Consider the following 14,552-nt stretch of genomic DNA (forward strand, 5'->3'; position numbering starts at 1 on the left):
CTCCGCCCGACGCTTCCCCTCAGGCGAGTACCTCGACCCATCCCTTCGAGGCGGCCGAGGCCTCGATGGCCTCCAGGACAAGTTGGTTGCGTAAGCCATCCCTAAAGTCGGGCTTCGGGCTCTTGCCCTGTGCGATGCCCTCGAGCAGGTCCAGGAAGGTATGAACGAACGTGTGCTCGTAGCCCAAAATATGTCCTGGCGGCCACCAACCGGCACAAAAGGGGTGTGTTGGGTCCGTCACGTTGATCGTTCTGAAGCCGCTCAGGGGGCCCTCTTCGAGGTAAAGTTCGAGTTCGTTCATCCGCTCCATGTCGAACGCAACGCTGCCCTTGCTGCCGTTGATCTCGAAGCGGTTGTAGTTCTTGCGCCCGGTTGCGAAGCGGGTGCCTTCGATAGACCCGATCGCGCCCTCTTGAAAGCGCACGAGAGCGAGCGAAGCATCATCGACTGTGACGGGCACCTTGTCCTGGCTGCCAGGCAGGGGCCGCTCGTCGATGAAGGTCTTCATCATGCCTGCCACTTCGCGCACCTCACCCACCAGGTGGCGGGCCAGATCGAGCGAGTGCGAGAGGATGTCCCCCAGGGCGCCTGAACCTGCCTGCGCTTTGTCCATGCGCCACAAACGGGGCACGAGAGGGTTCACGAGCCAGTCTTGAAGGTAGGTGCCTCGGTAGTGGTAGAGCGTGCCCAGCTTTCCCGCCTCGATGAGCTGTTTGGCAAGAGCCACCGCGGGCGCGCGTCGGTAGTTGTGGCAAACCATGTTGACGACCCCTGCCGCCTCGACCGCAGCAACCATCTGACGGGCCTCAGAAACCGTGTTCGCCAGCGGCTTCTCGCACAGCACCACCTTACCGGCCTGCGCCGCGGCGATCGCGATCTCTGCATGGCTGTCTCCGGGAGTGCTCACGTCGACGATGTCAACGTCCTTGCGGTTCACAACGTCCCGCCAATCAGTGGCATGCTCCTGCCACCCAAGCGTCTCGGCCGCGTCCTTCACCTTGCTCGCGCTGCGGCCGCAGACCACTTTCAACACGGGCTCGTAAGGTGGATTCATGAAGCGTGAAACCTGGCGCCAGGCGTTGCTGTGCGCGCGCCCCATGAAGGCGTAACCGATCATCGCCACGTTCAGCTTTTTCTTCGCCATGATGTCTCCTGAAGGTCCGTGTCGCTTTTCGTTTCAGCTCCGGTAGGGGACACGACCAAACCCCTGGACCGGTATTCCTTGAGCCGCAAGAACTTCGTTCTGTAGAGCAAACATGCAGGCTGCGGCCTCGTCGATCTTGCGCGTGAAGGCCACCGACCCCTGCAGGATCGGCTTGAGCCTGTCCTTGTCTTGAATGCGCGCTTTCGGATATTCGTGTTCAACCACCAGATGCGTGTTCGCCACGTCGAGGTCCAGCAACTCGCGCGCTGCCAGCTGGTGGTCCAGCCAATCGACCGTGCGGTTCTGCAGATACGCGAGGGGATCGTGACGTGCCGTCCCCGGAAGCTCGTGCTCACACAGGACGGTCTGCTTCTTCCATGCGTTGAGCTGATCGATGGGTTTGTCCGAGGCTCGACCGTCGATCCAGTCCCCTCGCTCGATCGTCTGGCCGCCATAGCCCCACGTGGCGACACCCTTGGCATCGATCACCTGCCCTTTGACGTGGAAGCCACCCACGAGGAAGTTGTATCCCGTGTCTTTCAGGTACTGAAAGATCGCGCGCGTGTCTTGTCCCATCAAGACGGCATGCGAGGGATCGTAGTGGATACGAAACTGCTCTCCCACGTGGTGTTTCTCACAGATCCGATGAAGCGCGATCCAGGTTCCCGGGGTGTAGGCGAGGTTGTTGTGAAAGTTATCGTTGGTGACCCATCCTGGCATCGGGCACGGCTCCACTCGAAACGACAACCCCCGCGTCTTGGCTTCTTTGAGAAGTGGCACGAAGACCTCCTCGAAGAACAGTAAGTTACCGTCCATCGAGAGCTTCTGATTTCGTCCCACGAAGCCACACACGGCCTTTACGCCCAAAAGCATGGCCGCGTCGAACACGCGAAGCATGAACGCGTACTTCCGCTTGCGAACGTCATCGTCCGCATGAAGCATGTTGTCGAAGTACGACAAATCAGAAAAGCCAACGCCCGTCCGCTTGACGGCGTTCAAGACACGGGTGGCCCTGGTCTTGTCGAAGGGGCTTCGCAGATCGAGCGTGTTGGCGACGGGGTCCAGCATGGCCTCCGGCGGGACATCCGAAACGCTCGGGTGCAGCGCCGCCGAGAGCTGAACGTACTCGCAGCCGATCTCCTGCGCGAAGGCCAGCCAGTCTTCCACCGCCCGATCTGGGTCTGCGTCGCGCACGGAGCGCGGTGTCAACTCCTGCAGAGCGGCGGTCAAGATGCCCACTTTCATGAACTTCGGCTCGAACGGTCTGATGGACATGATTGGTTCTCCCTGCACCGATGAGGACATAGCCATTTACGCTCGCCGATCCTCCGGCGAGGGTTCGTCACCGGACTCGCCAGCGGCAGAGCCACTCCCGGTGCCTGGCTTGAGCACCTGCCAGTAGCACCAGGACGCCAGCGAGAGCACGGCTCCTATGGACACCGTCATGAACAGCCATCCGGCCGGCGTCATCGTGCCTCCTCGTCGGCGGAGAGTCGCCCATCGAGATCCAACCCTTCGTGCCGCCATTTGCGCTCACCCACGCGCACGAGCGCCGCCAGCAAAGCCGCGATCCCGAGGACGAAGAGCGTCGTTTTGGCCGCCACGGCGCTGCTCAGGACCGCCTTCACACTCGCGGGGAGCGACTGGACGGAAAATCCGATGAAGATCACCAGCAAGAATGCGGGCGTCACGTATCGAAACACGTATCGAAACACCCGGGGGATGCGGATTTGAGCGCCGAGGTGGGCCTCGGCCATGCCCCTATCGACCCCCATGACCCATGAGAAGATCACGGCTTGCACCCCCGCCATCACGAAGATCAGGAACGTTCCCACCCAAAAATCCATGGTGTCGAGGGCCTTCAAATCTTTGCTGTAGTAGATGACCCACAAGGATCCGGTGAACACGAGCAGGCCCAGCCACAAGACAGCCCGGGGCCGTGGCATGCCCAAGGCCTCGTGCAAAAACGCGATCGCGGGCTGCAACATCGATAGAGAGCTGGTGATCGCAGCCAGAAAGAGCATGAAGAACCAAACGGCACCGGTGACACGTCCTGCGGCGCCCATGTGCTCGAAGACGACGGGCAAGGTGTTGAAGCCGATCCCGAAGGAGCTTCCCGTTGCGCCGCTGGCTCCCAGGAAGATGAAGGCTGCCGTGATCGTAATCAGACCGCCGAACCCCACCTCGAACACCTCGTTCGTAGCCGCAGCCGTGAGGCCTGACAGGATGACGTCGTCTTCCTTACGAAGGTACGATGCGTAATTGATGATGACGCCGAAGCCAACTGACAGTGAAAAGAAGATTTGTCCTGCAGCGGCAAGCCAGGTATCGAAGAGACGTAGCTTCGAGAAGTCCGGGTTCCACATGAATCCTAGCCCCGCCACCACGTTCCGCTCGGGATGCAGGGGATCGGGTGTTCCGAGGGTCAGGACCCGCACGAGCACGATAACGGCTGCGACAGCCATCACGGGCATTGCCAAGCGGCAGAACAGCTCGATGCCTTTCGACAGGCCTCGCCATACGAAAACCAAGTTCACGAGGAGCGTGATGAGCCAGAACACCACGCTTCCATGCAGGGTCCCGTCCTTTCGCAGGAGCCCGTCGTCGTCCGCGCCCGTGATGCGCGTGAAAAAAGCTCGCGAATTGTCGATGTAGTGAACGGGATCGCTGCCAAGATCGATGGCGCCGCGCGCGTAGTCGACGAAGTAGCGCAGGCACCACGATTCGATGAGCACGTAGTACATGGCGATGACCACAGGAATGAGCACGCCCAAAACGCCCAGGTAGCGCGCCACCCGACCCCGGCCTGCGACCCCCAAAATTCCTGGCGCCGAGTGAAATCCCTTACGCCCTCCGTAGCGAGCCAAGGTCCACTCCATCCACCCGATGGGAATACCCACAAGCACCAGGGCGAGGAAATACGGCACCATGAACGCGCCCCCCCCGTTTTGCACGGCTTGCCCGGGAAAGCGGAGGAAATTGCCGAGGCCCACGGCCGAACCGGCCACCGCGAGAATCACACCCAGGCGCGAGCCCCACCCCTCCTTGGCATCAGAAGCGGGGCGCGCAGGTTTTGATGGTGACATTGGTGCGCGCGATACTAACGTCCCCCTCTGGGCACGGCCACACATTCCCCGGTCGTGCCGCGACGGGGCCCGTCGTCACACGCCTGCCTCAGCGCCGCGCAGATCCGCGCCGCCCACGGAGAGGCTTGCGAGGCTTCGCGCGCGCTTTCGCGGACAGGGTCGCAAGCCCTTTGGGCGGCACCACCAGATCGAAACGCGTACGCAACACGTGACCGGGCTCACCTGCAAGCCGCCACGTCCGCATGCGTTCCGTCACACAGGTGGCCGCTTCGCGCTCGATCGGCTTCGCCGAGACGAACCCCGCAGAGCCTACCGCCCCGGAAGGCTCGATGTAGAGCACGGTCTCGACGGGCGCGGCCGACAACGGAACACAGGGACGAAGGGTCGCTAAGGCGTCCGCGATCTGGGGCAAGGTGGACGTGTTCGGCCACTCCGTCACGGCGATCTCCCGGGTCGATCTGAATTGCAGAGGGTATTCGAGATCTGTGGGCTTACCGCCCTGGGGTGCGGGGAAGGCGATGGCCCGGGCCTCATCGGCCAAACAGCTCTCGATCGCATAGTTGCCGAGAGAATTCTCGACGATGTGCACGTCGGACACGCTGCCATCGCCCGCGACGAAGATCCGCAACAGCACCTGGCCCTCTACATAGCGCTGGGCGTTCCCCGCACGTCCGTAACAGGCCGTGAAGGCAGGCACGTGTTGCTCGAGAACGTCCTCCACGTCGGTCGTTTCGAGAACCCCCTTCTCCTGCGCGATACTGACCTCGTCGCCAGAGGGCTCATCGGCGTCCCCCACGGGACGCGAGCCGGGGCGGTACGGCGTCCCCCCTCCCGGGTCACTCTGCGTTGAATCAGAGTCCGGTTGTCGTTCGTATTTGCTCGACGATCCGCAGCCCACTGACGCGAGCAGGCCAACGGTCGCACAGGCTCCCAGGAAACAGCTTCGGTACGCCATGCGGAACACGGAGTTTATCCACGCGACGGGCCCGAGAGCAATCCGCAAACCGGAGGAAAGGGGAGGCATGGTCCAAATGGGCCATTGCCATGCCCTGCGGGGCGGTCACCCGAAGCGGTGACTTGCCCGCTCGCTTTCAGTAGGCGGGCCGGAACACGAACTCGTTCTGCACCTCACCCTCCTGATCGACCTCGGGAAACTCGAACTCCTCAATCTTCTTCACGAGGCACTGATCCACCTCGGGGCTGTTGAGGGAGCTCTTGAGGATGCGCACGCCCGCAGGAGCATTCGGGGCCAAACGGATCAAGACGGTGACGTTGCCCTGAAAGCTTCGGTCCTGCCGCTGGTTCAGCTCGTCCTGGTAGCATTTGAGCACGGTGGGTTCACGCTGCTGGAGCACGAGCCGGACGTCCGCCTGTTTGTCGGCCGGAAGGCCCCCTTGCTGCGGCTGCTGCGGGTCGTTCCTGACCAGCCGGTACGTGGGCTCTTCGGAAGGCGGAGGGGTGCTCGCACATGCGCCGAGCGTCAAGGCCAGGGACGCCCCGGCGACGAACGACGACAGCCCGCCCCCGAGAACCGGCCAACGTCGCAGAACAACCTCAAGAACTTGGCCCGAACGTGCGTGCATCCAGATCGCCTCCGCCTTGGGTCTTAACCCCAATCGCCAGGCGATACAAGCGGGGCGCACCTCAATCCTTGAGCAACGCGGCGGCGATCACAAGCCGCTGGATCTCACTCGTCCCCTCGTAGATCTCCGTGATTTTGGCGTCGCGGAAATGGCGTTCGACGGGATAGTCCGTGAGATAGCCGTAGCCACCGAACACCTGCACGGCTTCCTTGGCCACCCGGTTTGCCACCTCGGATGCGAAGACCTTCGCCATCGCCGCCTCTTTGCTGAAGCGTGCCCCCTCGTCCTTCGTCACGGCCGCCCGCCACAACAACATGCGCGCCGCATCGATTTCGGTGGACATGTCGGCAAGTTTGAACTGAATGGCCTGGTGCTCGGCAATGGGTTTGCCAAAGGTCTTGCGCTCGACCGCGTAGCGGGTTGCGGCCTCGAACGCGGCCTGCGCAATGCCCACGGCTTGCGCGGCGATCCCGATGCGACCGCCGTCGAGCGTGGTCATCGCGATCTTGAAGCCCTCGCCTTCGGCGCCCACGAGCGCGTCGGCGGGCAAGCGACACTCGTCAAAAAACACCTGGGCGGACGGAGCCCCCCGAATCCCGAGCTTGTCGTCAGGCGGGCCCACAGTGACACCGGGCGTGTCGAGGGGAACCAAAAAGGCCGAAATGCCCTTGTGCTTGGCAGCGGCGTCGGTGGTGGCGAACACCAAGACCACGTCGGCGACCGGCGCGTTGGTGATGAAGTTCTTCGTGCCCGAGAGCACCCAGCCTTCACCCTGGCGCTTGGCTGACGTCTTCTGGGCGGCCGCGTCCGAGCCGGCCTCCGGCTCCGAGAGGGCATAGCAGCCCAGCTTCCGCCCCGACGCGAGGTGTGACAACCACCCCTGCTGCTGAGACGCGTTGCCGAAACGAAGCAGCGGCTCACAGACCAGGGAGTTGTTCACCGACATGATCACGCCCGTGGAAGCGCAGGCTTTGCTGATCTCCTCGAGCCCCAGAACGTAGCTGAGCGTGTCCATACCGGCCCCGCCGAAGGTTTCGGGCACCGCGATGCCCATCAGCCCCAGGTCACCCATCCGCGCGATGAGCTCTCGGGGGAATCGGTGCTCCTTGTCGATGCGCGCGGCCTGCGGCGCGACCTCTTTGGCGGCGAAGTCGCGGGCGGTGTCGCGAAGCAGCGTTTGCTCAGGCGTTAGCTCGAGATCCACTCTTCGAATTTACCACGGGTGTCGCGCAGCGTCCCGAATCGGCAGGCCGCAAATCCCGCGCGGTTTTCGCAGTCTGAGCCCATGCGTCATCGGCGGCGTGGCGCTCGCGGAGGCGCGGACACCAGCGGAAACGTCCGGGGTGTGAGAAATTGCCAAACGCACGCAAGTTGCTACAAAGCGCCTCCACTGACATCTTTCCTTCGATGCCCGTTCGCCCCATTCTTCGCTTTCCTGACCCGAAACTGCGCGAGCCCTCCGGCCCCGTGACGGAGTTCGGCGAGGCGCTCGCCGCGCTCGTGGCCGACATGACGGACACGATGGTGGAAGCGGAAGGCGCAGGTCTGGCAGCGATTCAGGTTGGTGTGCCACTCCGCTTGTTCATCGTGGACGGTCACGTGGCAGGCGGCGAAGAGGGCGCACCGCCCATCGTGTACGCCAATCCCGAGATCGTGGACCTCTCCGAAGAGTCGCAGATGGGAGACGAAGGCTGTCTCTCCTTCCCGGGGGTCTTCGTGCCGGTCAAGCGCAGCATGCGCGCCAGGATTCGGGCGCAGGACGTCAACGGAAACGTCTTCGAGTCCGAAGGCGTGGCGCTCGTGGCGCGCGCGTTCCAGCACGAGGCTGACCATTTGAACGGTCGCTTGCTCATCGACCTGGTGGGCCCGGTCAAGCGGGAGATCATCAAGCGGAAGATGCGCAAGGAAGCTGCGGCGGACGCCCAAAGCTAACCTGTCTCCCCTCCGGGCACCTCCCATGGCGCGCATCATCGTTTCTCGTTTGACCTTCGTGGGCCACCACGGCGTGAGCGCCCAGGAACGTCAAGAGCCACGCCGCTTCGAGGTCGACGTCGAGGTGGAGGCTTCCGTGGACGCGGCCGAACGAAGCGACGAGCTGCGCGATACGATCGACTACAGCGAGATCTCGGACATCATCATCGGCATCGGGACCGGCGACCCCCATCACCTCCTCGAGTCGCTGGCGCGACAGATGCTGGACGCGCTCACGCAACGCTTTCGCCATGCCCGCGTGGTGCTGGAACTTCGCAAGCTCCACCCTCCCGGGTGCTCGGGTAACCCGGACTACGCGGCCGTCCGTCTCGAGGCGTGACCGTCATGACCGCGGCCACTCCGTCCGCACGCGCCGCGGATGTCAGGTGGGTCGCCGCCGAGTGGGCGCGCGCAGGATTCACTCACGCACATGTCCAGCCGCTCTTCGCCCCGCCGGGCGGAGCGCCGTTGGCAACGACCGATGCCCTTAGCCTCACGCTGTGGCGGACCCGTGTGCCCACGCCGCTTCACGCGATGGTGCGGCTTTGGGTGTTGGGCCACCCTGTCCCGGCGTCCTGGTGTCAGCAGGCTCTGCCCACCTGGCGGGACTGGGCGGCGCGGGGCTGGGTCGAGGCCCGAGATCGCGCAATCGCCCCCTGCGCCTCCGTGTCCTTTCACGACGGCACCCCGCTCGTGGCCGATCCGCCGCACGCAAAGCCCGAGGCTGACCACGTCATGGGCGCCACCACCGCCACCTTGCTGCTCGAGCGTTGTCTGCTGCCGGGGCCGCACCTCGAGACGCTCGACCTCGGAACCGGAAGCGGCTTGCTGGCCCTGAGGCTCGCAGCCTCATCGCCGCACGTGACCGCAACGGACGTCAACCCCCGCGCACTGGCCTACGCCCGGCTCAACACACGCCTGGCCAAGGCCTCCCACGTGCGCATCGTGCACGGCAATGGTTTTTCAGGTCTGCGGCCGAGCGGCGGCTTCGACTTGGTCGTGGGGAACTTACCCTTCGTGTTGTCACCGGAGCGTCGCTTCGTGTACAGGGACGGCACGCCCCTCGAAGGTACGCACGACAGCGGCCCCGACACGTTGACCGCGGCCCTCGTGCAGCAGGTGGGCAAGCACCTGTGTGCGGGAGGCTTTGCGCAGTTCCTCGTGCAATGGCCACACCCGGCGGACTTGGTAGATGCAGGTAACCCTGCAGCGATCGGGCGGGCGGAAGAAAACCACCTGGCGGGCTGGCTGTCCGGCAACGGCTGCCACGCACTTTTCTGGCGCTTCGGGAGCCAGACGCTCGAGGCACACGCTCTCACGTGGAGCGCCGGCGCGGCACGAGACACGGCCAGCGCCCGCGTGCGCCGCATCGGACGGTGGATCACTGGACTGCGCGCGGCCGGCGTCGGCGCGGTGAGCACAGGGCTCGTCACGTTGAAGCGCAGCGACGAGGGGGACCGTCCGTTCATGCGCCTCGAAGACGTCGATCCCCCCCAAGCGCCTTGCGGCGCGGCCTTGAAGGACCGCTTCGAGATGTGGGTTCGCGCGAGCCGCCGCGGGCCCCGCAAGAAGAAAAACGCCTTCCCTTAACCAGGGCTCTCGCCGGCCTTGCGGGTAGCCCGGGCTTTGCGCGCGCGGCGCGCACGGCGATCCTTTTGCCGCCGGAGACGCTGCGCCTCCCGATCCGCGGGCGTATCCCCAGGGTGAAGCTGTGCTTCGATACGCTCGCAGAGCCATCGGCGCGCGAAGAAGCGGTTGAGCCCCTGGGAACGTTCCTGCTGGCACTTGACGGCAATGCCCGAAGGCAGGTGCACCAGCACCACGCACGTGGCCACCTTGTTCACGTTTTGCCCTCCGTGCCCACGAGCGTGCACGAAGCTTTCCTCGAGATCAGCCTCCTTGAGGCCCAGCTTCTCCATGCGCGCGCGCAGGGCGTGCTCTTTTTCAGGTGAGACGGGGAACAAGGCCTGACCCCGTCCTACCAGAGACGCCGGCGACCCCGCACCTCGGCGGCGTGATGTGCGCCGTCAGGGAAGCTCAGCTTCATCGTCTTCGCTTGCGACCACATCGTCCCAGAACAGATCCCACGCTTCGCTCGTGGATGTGAGGGCAATGGCCAGCCCGGCATTCGCCAAGCCTCGGCCCGCCTCTCCCAGGCTGGTGAAGCAACGCACCACGACGCCTACCGCCAGGATCGGATCGCCCTTCGGCCCCGTGACGCGGATGCGCAGCAGCGTGCCCACGGGGCGAAGCTCTGGCGTGGCGGCGAACAACCCCCCCCGGCTCACGTCGACCGTGCGTGCGGGAAACTTGGTGCGGCGATCCGTGAGCTCCAGCCGAACCTGAACAGGGTTGCGCCGCGACGCGCGACGGTCTTGAGGATTGGCAGACATTTGGCGCATGGGGGGGGAAACCGGTCCTGCCCGCTAACTTCGACATAGACGTCGACGGAATTGAGAACTTTGGCCCGATAAAGCGACCGAAGCAACCGGGGCGGCCGGGGATCGAGACCAGGTAGCCCCGCCAACGGACACCAAAAGGCGCCCTAACCTGATTGGGTGTTCAGGGCGCCGAAGGGAGGTCGGCTTGCGCAAGCGTCCGAGCCGTCACCGGCTCGCCCGAGAGCACGGCGGCAAGAAAGGCCTTGGCCTCGTCCGACCAAACGTCGCCAAAGGCCTGCGCATACACCACGGCCTCGTCCTTGGAGCCGGGGACGGCCAAAGCGGGGTTGTCCACCCGGCTCCGGACCTGACCCAAGATGGCAGGCCCCAGATGGGCGTTCGATGCGACAGCGGCTTCCAGGGCCATGCGCGCGCCCTCGGTGTCTCCCGAAAGAAAGCGCGCGAGCGACAGGCCCATGTGCGCGCGCCCTGCAGCGGCAGGGAAGGCTGCGGCGGCCTCGAGCAGGGGCACGGCTTCGGCGGGGCGCGACAGCTTCACGAGGGCCTTGGCAGCCACGAGTCGCGCTTCCGTACCCACGGGGCCCGCGTCGATTCCGTAGACTGCCGCCAAGGTGCTCTGCGCGGTCTCGTACTCTCCGTCGTCGTACGCAAGGCAGCCGAGAGCATGGCTCGCACGAATGAAGGACTGAGCGTCGGGGCGCGAAAACGCATCGGTCACACCCTCGGCCTTCAGTTTGCTCGCGACGTCACTTTGGCGAGCAATCGCGTCGTTGAAGCGCTCGACCGCAGCGACCTTGTCACCTTGAGACAGCTTCGCCATGCCCACGCCCACCACCGCGTCCACCAGCGAAGCGTCGAGTGCGAGGGCTTCGTTGAACTTCTTCTCCGCGGCGCCGGGCCGTCGCTGCTCGAACAAACGCCACCCCGCCACCAAGGCTGCGCGCGCATCGGGCGTCACGGGAGCCGGAGCCATCGCGGCTTCATCGTCCCGCAGATGGCACTTTTTGTACTTCTTTCCCGAGCCACAAGGACACAGATCATTGCGGCTGGTGCTTTCGAGACGTTGCTTGGCTTCGGCGTTCGAGGGGGTATCGCTCATGGTGAAAAATCCGAGGGCTCACACCATAGCACCCCTTGCCCGCGTTTTAGCGCGTGAGCGATCGTGAATCGCGCGCTCAGCGCGCGCGGCCAGGGCCCATTTTGTTCACCTCGAGCTGAAGCTCCGCCAGCGTGGCCTTGTCGACGTCGACGAGCCGGATGCCGAGTCGCTTTTCGTGTTTCGCGACCACTTTTCCCATGCCCGCGAACAAAGACTGGCCGCTCAAGCTCACGAGGGAGACCTCGAACTGAGTTCCGAGCGGCACGTCTTCGGTGCCTGGAATGACGAAGCCCCCGAGCCGTATGTTCAGCAGCGGGTTGTAAACGAAATAGCCCGCCGTCGCAGGGTTGATTTGCACCTGGAGCAAACGGCCGGAAAACACCACACCGTCGGCAACGGGCGTGGCGCCTGCGAGGCCGTGCAGAGCCTCGGCGGCCGAGGGATCCGTCAGCTCGGGCGCGACCGTGGGCTGTTTACCCTCACGGGTGTTGACGTCGACGATCCGCTCGATGAGCGCACGGCTCGCGTCGTCGAGGCGTATGAACCGAACCCCCGCTCCCGCGGGGTGTTGGCTCACGCGGACGACCTCGGCCGTACCCCGCAGCAAGGCGAAGCCATCCGCGAGAGAAAACTCGAACTCCATCTCCTGACCAACCGTCAACGGCTCTGCCGTGGCGACGAACATGCCTGAGCGGCTGACGTTCACCGATTGCGTCTCGACGAAGTCGATGATGCTCTGGAAGCGAAACCGAACGGGAACCACCACTCCCGCCCGTGCGCCCGCTCGCGGGTCGCGGCCGGAACCCACGGGTGGTGGCCGGTCGCTCATCTCGGGTTACCCCTGCGGGACGTACTCAGCCGGACCCTTGCCACCGTCACCAAAGAAGAACTGTTCCGCCTGCTCGAGCAAAATCTGCTGCCCCTGGGGGGACGTGAGGTCGAGCCGGTACTCGTTGACGATGCGCTTCGAGAATTCGACCCACTCCATCCACGCCTGCTGAGAGACGGTATCGAAAATGCGCTGACCGAGCTCGTTGTTAAACGGCTTGTAGGCCATGCCAGGAAGCTCCTGGCCCAATTTTGCGCATGTGACGATTCGTGGCATTGCGAGTCGAAGGCTCCGACGAAAAAAGGTCCCGAGCACCCGTGCAGCTGGTTACCGTTGCTCCCTTCCGGGCCTGGCGGGTTTCGCCGGCATTACGCCGCCCGGGACCAGGGCGTATTAGTGTCACACATCCGCAGGGTCCGCCAGCCCTCGTCAGGTCCTTTTTTGCGCTTCGGCGCCGGAGCCTTGTCGCGCAGGGGCCCGCGAGTACGCCTACCGCGCCGGCTCACGGCCCTGCACACGACGAGCGCCCGCGCATGCCGCGTCTCGCGCTGTCTACCGGAGGAGAGAGAGGGATTCGAACCCTCGGTACCTCGCGGTACACACGATTTCCAATCGTGCCCCTTCGACCACTCGGGCACCTCTCCAAACCACCTCGCCGCCGCCACCTTATTCAGTTTTCGTCGAGGAGAGGGAGGGATTCGAACCCCCGTTTGGCGTTAACCAAAACCTGATTTCGAATCAGGCGCCTTCAACCAGCTCGGCCACCTCTCCAGAGACCCGCGCCACACCGTGGCCCGGGACTCGAACGTATGCCCCGGGGAAGGGCTGGTCGTCAAGAGTCTGCATGCGCCGTTTTTCACATCCGGGGGCCCGCCCGGCGAGCCGCCGGCTCGGGGACGCACCGAGAGCCTGCTCACGGACGAGGGGCCGGTCTTTGGAGAGCGCGCGGCTCCGAAGCCGCACCCGCGGGTCTCGGGTGTTACGATGCCGCACATGACCGTCCGAATCGTTCGCGTCCTCCGTCCCCGCCCGCTCGATGCCGCGATCCGCAGAGCCGCAACGGCGTTGCTGCTCGCGGGTCTGGTTGCCGGGCCCCGGCCGTCGCCAGCGGCAGATGCCCTCCCCGCGGCGCCCAAGGTCCTTGCTTTCGCCTCCGTGAGCCCTCTCAAGGTCGAGGTCGTTCCGGACCGGCCCAACTGGACTTACGCCGTGGGAGAAAACGCCAAATTCGTGGTGCGAGTGACCCGCGATGGTCTCATCGTGCCGGGCGTGAAGCTCAGCTACGAGATCGGCTTCGAAAAGATGCCCGCGGCCAAGGCTGGCCAAGCCGAGATGGTGGCGGAGGGACTCACCTTCGAGACCGGCCCCATCGAAAAGGCCGGCTTCGTCGCGTGCGCCGTGGAGGTGAAGGACAGGGGGCATACGTACAAGGGCCGCGCAGCGGCAGCGTTTTCTCCCGAGACCTTGCAACCCACCGTCCGCGACCCCGAGGCCTTCGATGCATTCTGGCGGGCGGGTAAGGCCCAGCTGGCGGCGGTCCCGCTCGATGCCCGCATCACGCCAGACATGTCCCGGAGCAAACCAGGGGTCGACTGCTCTCATGTCAGCCTCGCCAACGTGCCCCAGGCAAAGCCCGCGGCGGAGCTTTCGGCCGCGGGCCCCGCGCCCGCGCGCCTCTACGGCATTCTCTGCGAGCCGGTCGGCCGCGGCGCGCTGCCCGCCCTCCTGCTGGTACCCGGAGCCGGTGTGCGCGGCTATCAGGGCGCGGCCGAGCTGGCAGCCAAGGGTGTGATTACGTTTCAGATTGGCATCCACGGCGTGCCCGTGAACCTCGACGACGAGGTCTACGGCGCGCTCGCGCGGGGGCCCCTCAGCAACTACCCCAGCATTCACGCCGAGGATCGCCAGCTCTACTACTATCGGCGGGTGTTCCTGGGCGCCGTGCGGGCGAACGACTTCCTGGTGACTCGCCCCCGCTGGGACAAACGAAATCTCGGCGTCATGGGAGGCAGCCAGGGGGGCGCCTTGGCCATCACGACGGCGGCGCTCGACCCGCGGGTCAAGGGGCTCGTGTCCTACTACCCCGCCCTTTCCGACCATACGGGATTTCTCCACGAGCGGGCCGGCGGCTGGCCCTTCCTCCTCAGGCCCGAGGAGGCTCGCACCCCGGCTCGCATCGAGACGCTGGCGTACTTCGACGTGGTGAACTTCGCCAGGCGCGTGAAGGTGCCGGGGTTTTACTCGCTCGGCTACAACGACGAGACCTGCCCACCCACCTCGATCTTCGCGGTGTACAACAGCATCAAGGCCCCAAAAACGCTACGTCTCGCACTTGCCAACGGGCACCACACCACGCCCGAGCAGAGCGAGGAGGGCGACGACTGGATGCTGACGCGGCTCGGAGTTGTGCCGGCGCAAGCCAAGAAGTAAACAACGCG

General features: G+C 64.8%; 16 protein-coding genes, 2 tRNA genes and 1 other RNA gene. 4 read left to right on the forward strand and 15 right to left on the reverse strand.

Going from position 1 to position 14,552, the window contains the following annotated elements:
- Positions 1–19: 19 nt before the first annotated feature.
- The 7 genes from KA712_19040 to KA712_19070 all read right to left on the reverse strand — a co-directional run bounded on the left by KA712_19040 (position 20) and on the right by KA712_19070 (position 7,017).
- Positions 20–1,144: a Gfo/Idh/MocA family oxidoreductase gene (locus tag KA712_19040; protein MCG5055066.1), complete on the reverse strand. Its 1,125-nt coding sequence runs from the start codon at positions 1,142–1,144 to the stop codon at positions 20–22.
- 33 nt (positions 1,145–1,177) lie between these two features.
- A complete protein-coding gene (locus KA712_19045) occupies positions 1,178–2,419 on the reverse strand; it encodes a sugar phosphate isomerase/epimerase (GenBank protein ID MCG5055067.1) in 1,242 nt (413 codons plus the stop codon).
- 36 nt (positions 2,420–2,455) lie between these two features.
- On the reverse strand, positions 2,456–2,614 hold the full coding sequence (locus KA712_19050; protein MCG5055068.1) for a hypothetical protein: 159 nt from the start codon (positions 2,612–2,614) through the stop codon (positions 2,456–2,458).
- On the reverse strand, positions 2,611–4,230 hold the full coding sequence (locus KA712_19055) for a sodium-dependent transporter (GenBank protein MCG5055069.1): 1,620 nt from the start codon (positions 4,228–4,230) through the stop codon (positions 2,611–2,613). Before KA712_19055 ends, KA712_19050 begins: the two co-directional genes overlap by 4 nt.
- Before the next feature lie 88 nt (positions 4,231–4,318).
- Positions 4,319–5,026, reverse strand: a complete 708-nt coding sequence (locus KA712_19060) for an AgmX/PglI C-terminal domain-containing protein (protein ID MCG5055070.1) — start codon at positions 5,024–5,026, stop codon at positions 4,319–4,321.
- A gap of 295 nt (positions 5,027–5,321) precedes the next feature.
- Complete coding sequence (locus tag KA712_19065; protein ID MCG5055071.1) at positions 5,322–5,813, reverse strand: AgmX/PglI C-terminal domain-containing protein; 492 nt, start codon at positions 5,811–5,813, stop codon at positions 5,322–5,324.
- A gap of 61 nt (positions 5,814–5,874) precedes the next feature.
- A complete protein-coding gene (locus tag KA712_19070; protein ID MCG5055072.1) occupies positions 5,875–7,017 on the reverse strand; it encodes an acyl-CoA dehydrogenase in 1,143 nt (380 codons plus the stop codon).
- A gap of 203 nt (positions 7,018–7,220) precedes the next feature.
- Here KA712_19070 and def point away from each other — a divergent pair, with 203 nt between their 5' ends.
- The 3 genes from def to KA712_19085 are packed head-to-tail and all read left to right on the forward strand — an operon-like array spanning position 7,221 to position 9,374.
- Positions 7,221–7,745, forward strand: coding sequence for a peptide deformylase (gene def, locus KA712_19075; GenBank protein MCG5055073.1), 525 nt, complete (start codon positions 7,221–7,223; stop codon positions 7,743–7,745).
- A 25-nt stretch (positions 7,746–7,770) separates the two neighbouring features.
- Positions 7,771–8,124, forward strand: a complete 354-nt coding sequence (gene folB, locus KA712_19080; GenBank protein ID MCG5055074.1) for a dihydroneopterin aldolase — start codon at positions 7,771–7,773, stop codon at positions 8,122–8,124.
- 5 nt (positions 8,125–8,129) lie between these two features.
- Positions 8,130–9,374, forward strand: coding sequence for a class I SAM-dependent methyltransferase (locus KA712_19085; GenBank protein ID MCG5055075.1), 1,245 nt, complete (start codon positions 8,130–8,132; stop codon positions 9,372–9,374).
- Here KA712_19085 and KA712_19090 read toward each other — a convergent pair.
- The 8 genes from KA712_19090 to KA712_19125 form a co-directional block, all read right to left on the reverse strand.
- Positions 9,371–9,748: a peptide chain release factor-like protein gene (locus tag KA712_19090; protein ID MCG5055076.1), complete on the reverse strand. Its 378-nt coding sequence runs from the start codon at positions 9,746–9,748 to the stop codon at positions 9,371–9,373. The genes KA712_19085 and KA712_19090 overlap by 4 nt on opposite strands.
- Before the next feature lie 63 nt (positions 9,749–9,811).
- On the reverse strand, positions 9,812–10,177 hold the full coding sequence (locus KA712_19095; protein ID MCG5055077.1) for a PilZ domain-containing protein: 366 nt from the start codon (positions 10,175–10,177) through the stop codon (positions 9,812–9,814).
- A 169-nt stretch (positions 10,178–10,346) separates the two neighbouring features.
- Positions 10,347–11,285: an SEC-C domain-containing protein gene (locus tag KA712_19100; protein MCG5055078.1), complete on the reverse strand. Its 939-nt coding sequence runs from the start codon at positions 11,283–11,285 to the stop codon at positions 10,347–10,349.
- 76 nt (positions 11,286–11,361) lie between these two features.
- Positions 11,362–12,114 (reverse strand): PilZ domain-containing protein, encoded by a 753-nt coding sequence (locus tag KA712_19105; protein MCG5055079.1) that lies wholly within the window; start codon positions 12,112–12,114, stop codon positions 11,362–11,364.
- Positions 12,115–12,120: 6 nt separating this feature from the next.
- Positions 12,121–12,390, reverse strand: coding sequence for an oxidative damage protection protein (locus KA712_19110; protein ID MCG5055080.1), 270 nt, complete (start codon positions 12,388–12,390; stop codon positions 12,121–12,123).
- 21 nt (positions 12,391–12,411) lie between these two features.
- Positions 12,412–12,502, reverse strand: an RNA gene (gene ffs / locus KA712_19115) — signal recognition particle sRNA small type.
- Between the two features lie 171 nt (positions 12,503–12,673).
- Positions 12,674–12,758: transfer RNA gene (locus tag KA712_19120), tRNA-Ser, on the reverse strand.
- Between the two features lie 39 nt (positions 12,759–12,797).
- Positions 12,798–12,885, reverse strand: a tRNA-Ser gene (locus KA712_19125).
- Positions 12,886–13,107: 222 nt separating this feature from the next.
- Between KA712_19125 and KA712_19130 the strand changes: the two genes are divergently transcribed.
- Positions 13,108–14,544 carry an acetylxylan esterase gene (locus KA712_19130; protein ID MCG5055081.1) on the forward strand — a complete coding sequence of 479 codons (1,437 nt, stop codon included), beginning with the start codon at positions 13,108–13,110 and terminating at the stop codon, positions 14,542–14,544.
- Positions 14,545–14,552 lie beyond the last annotated feature (8 nt).

The organism is Myxococcales bacterium, from assembly GCA_022184915.1.
Classification (GTDB): domain Bacteria; phylum Myxococcota_A; class Polyangia; order Fen-1088; family Fen-1088; genus JAGTJU01.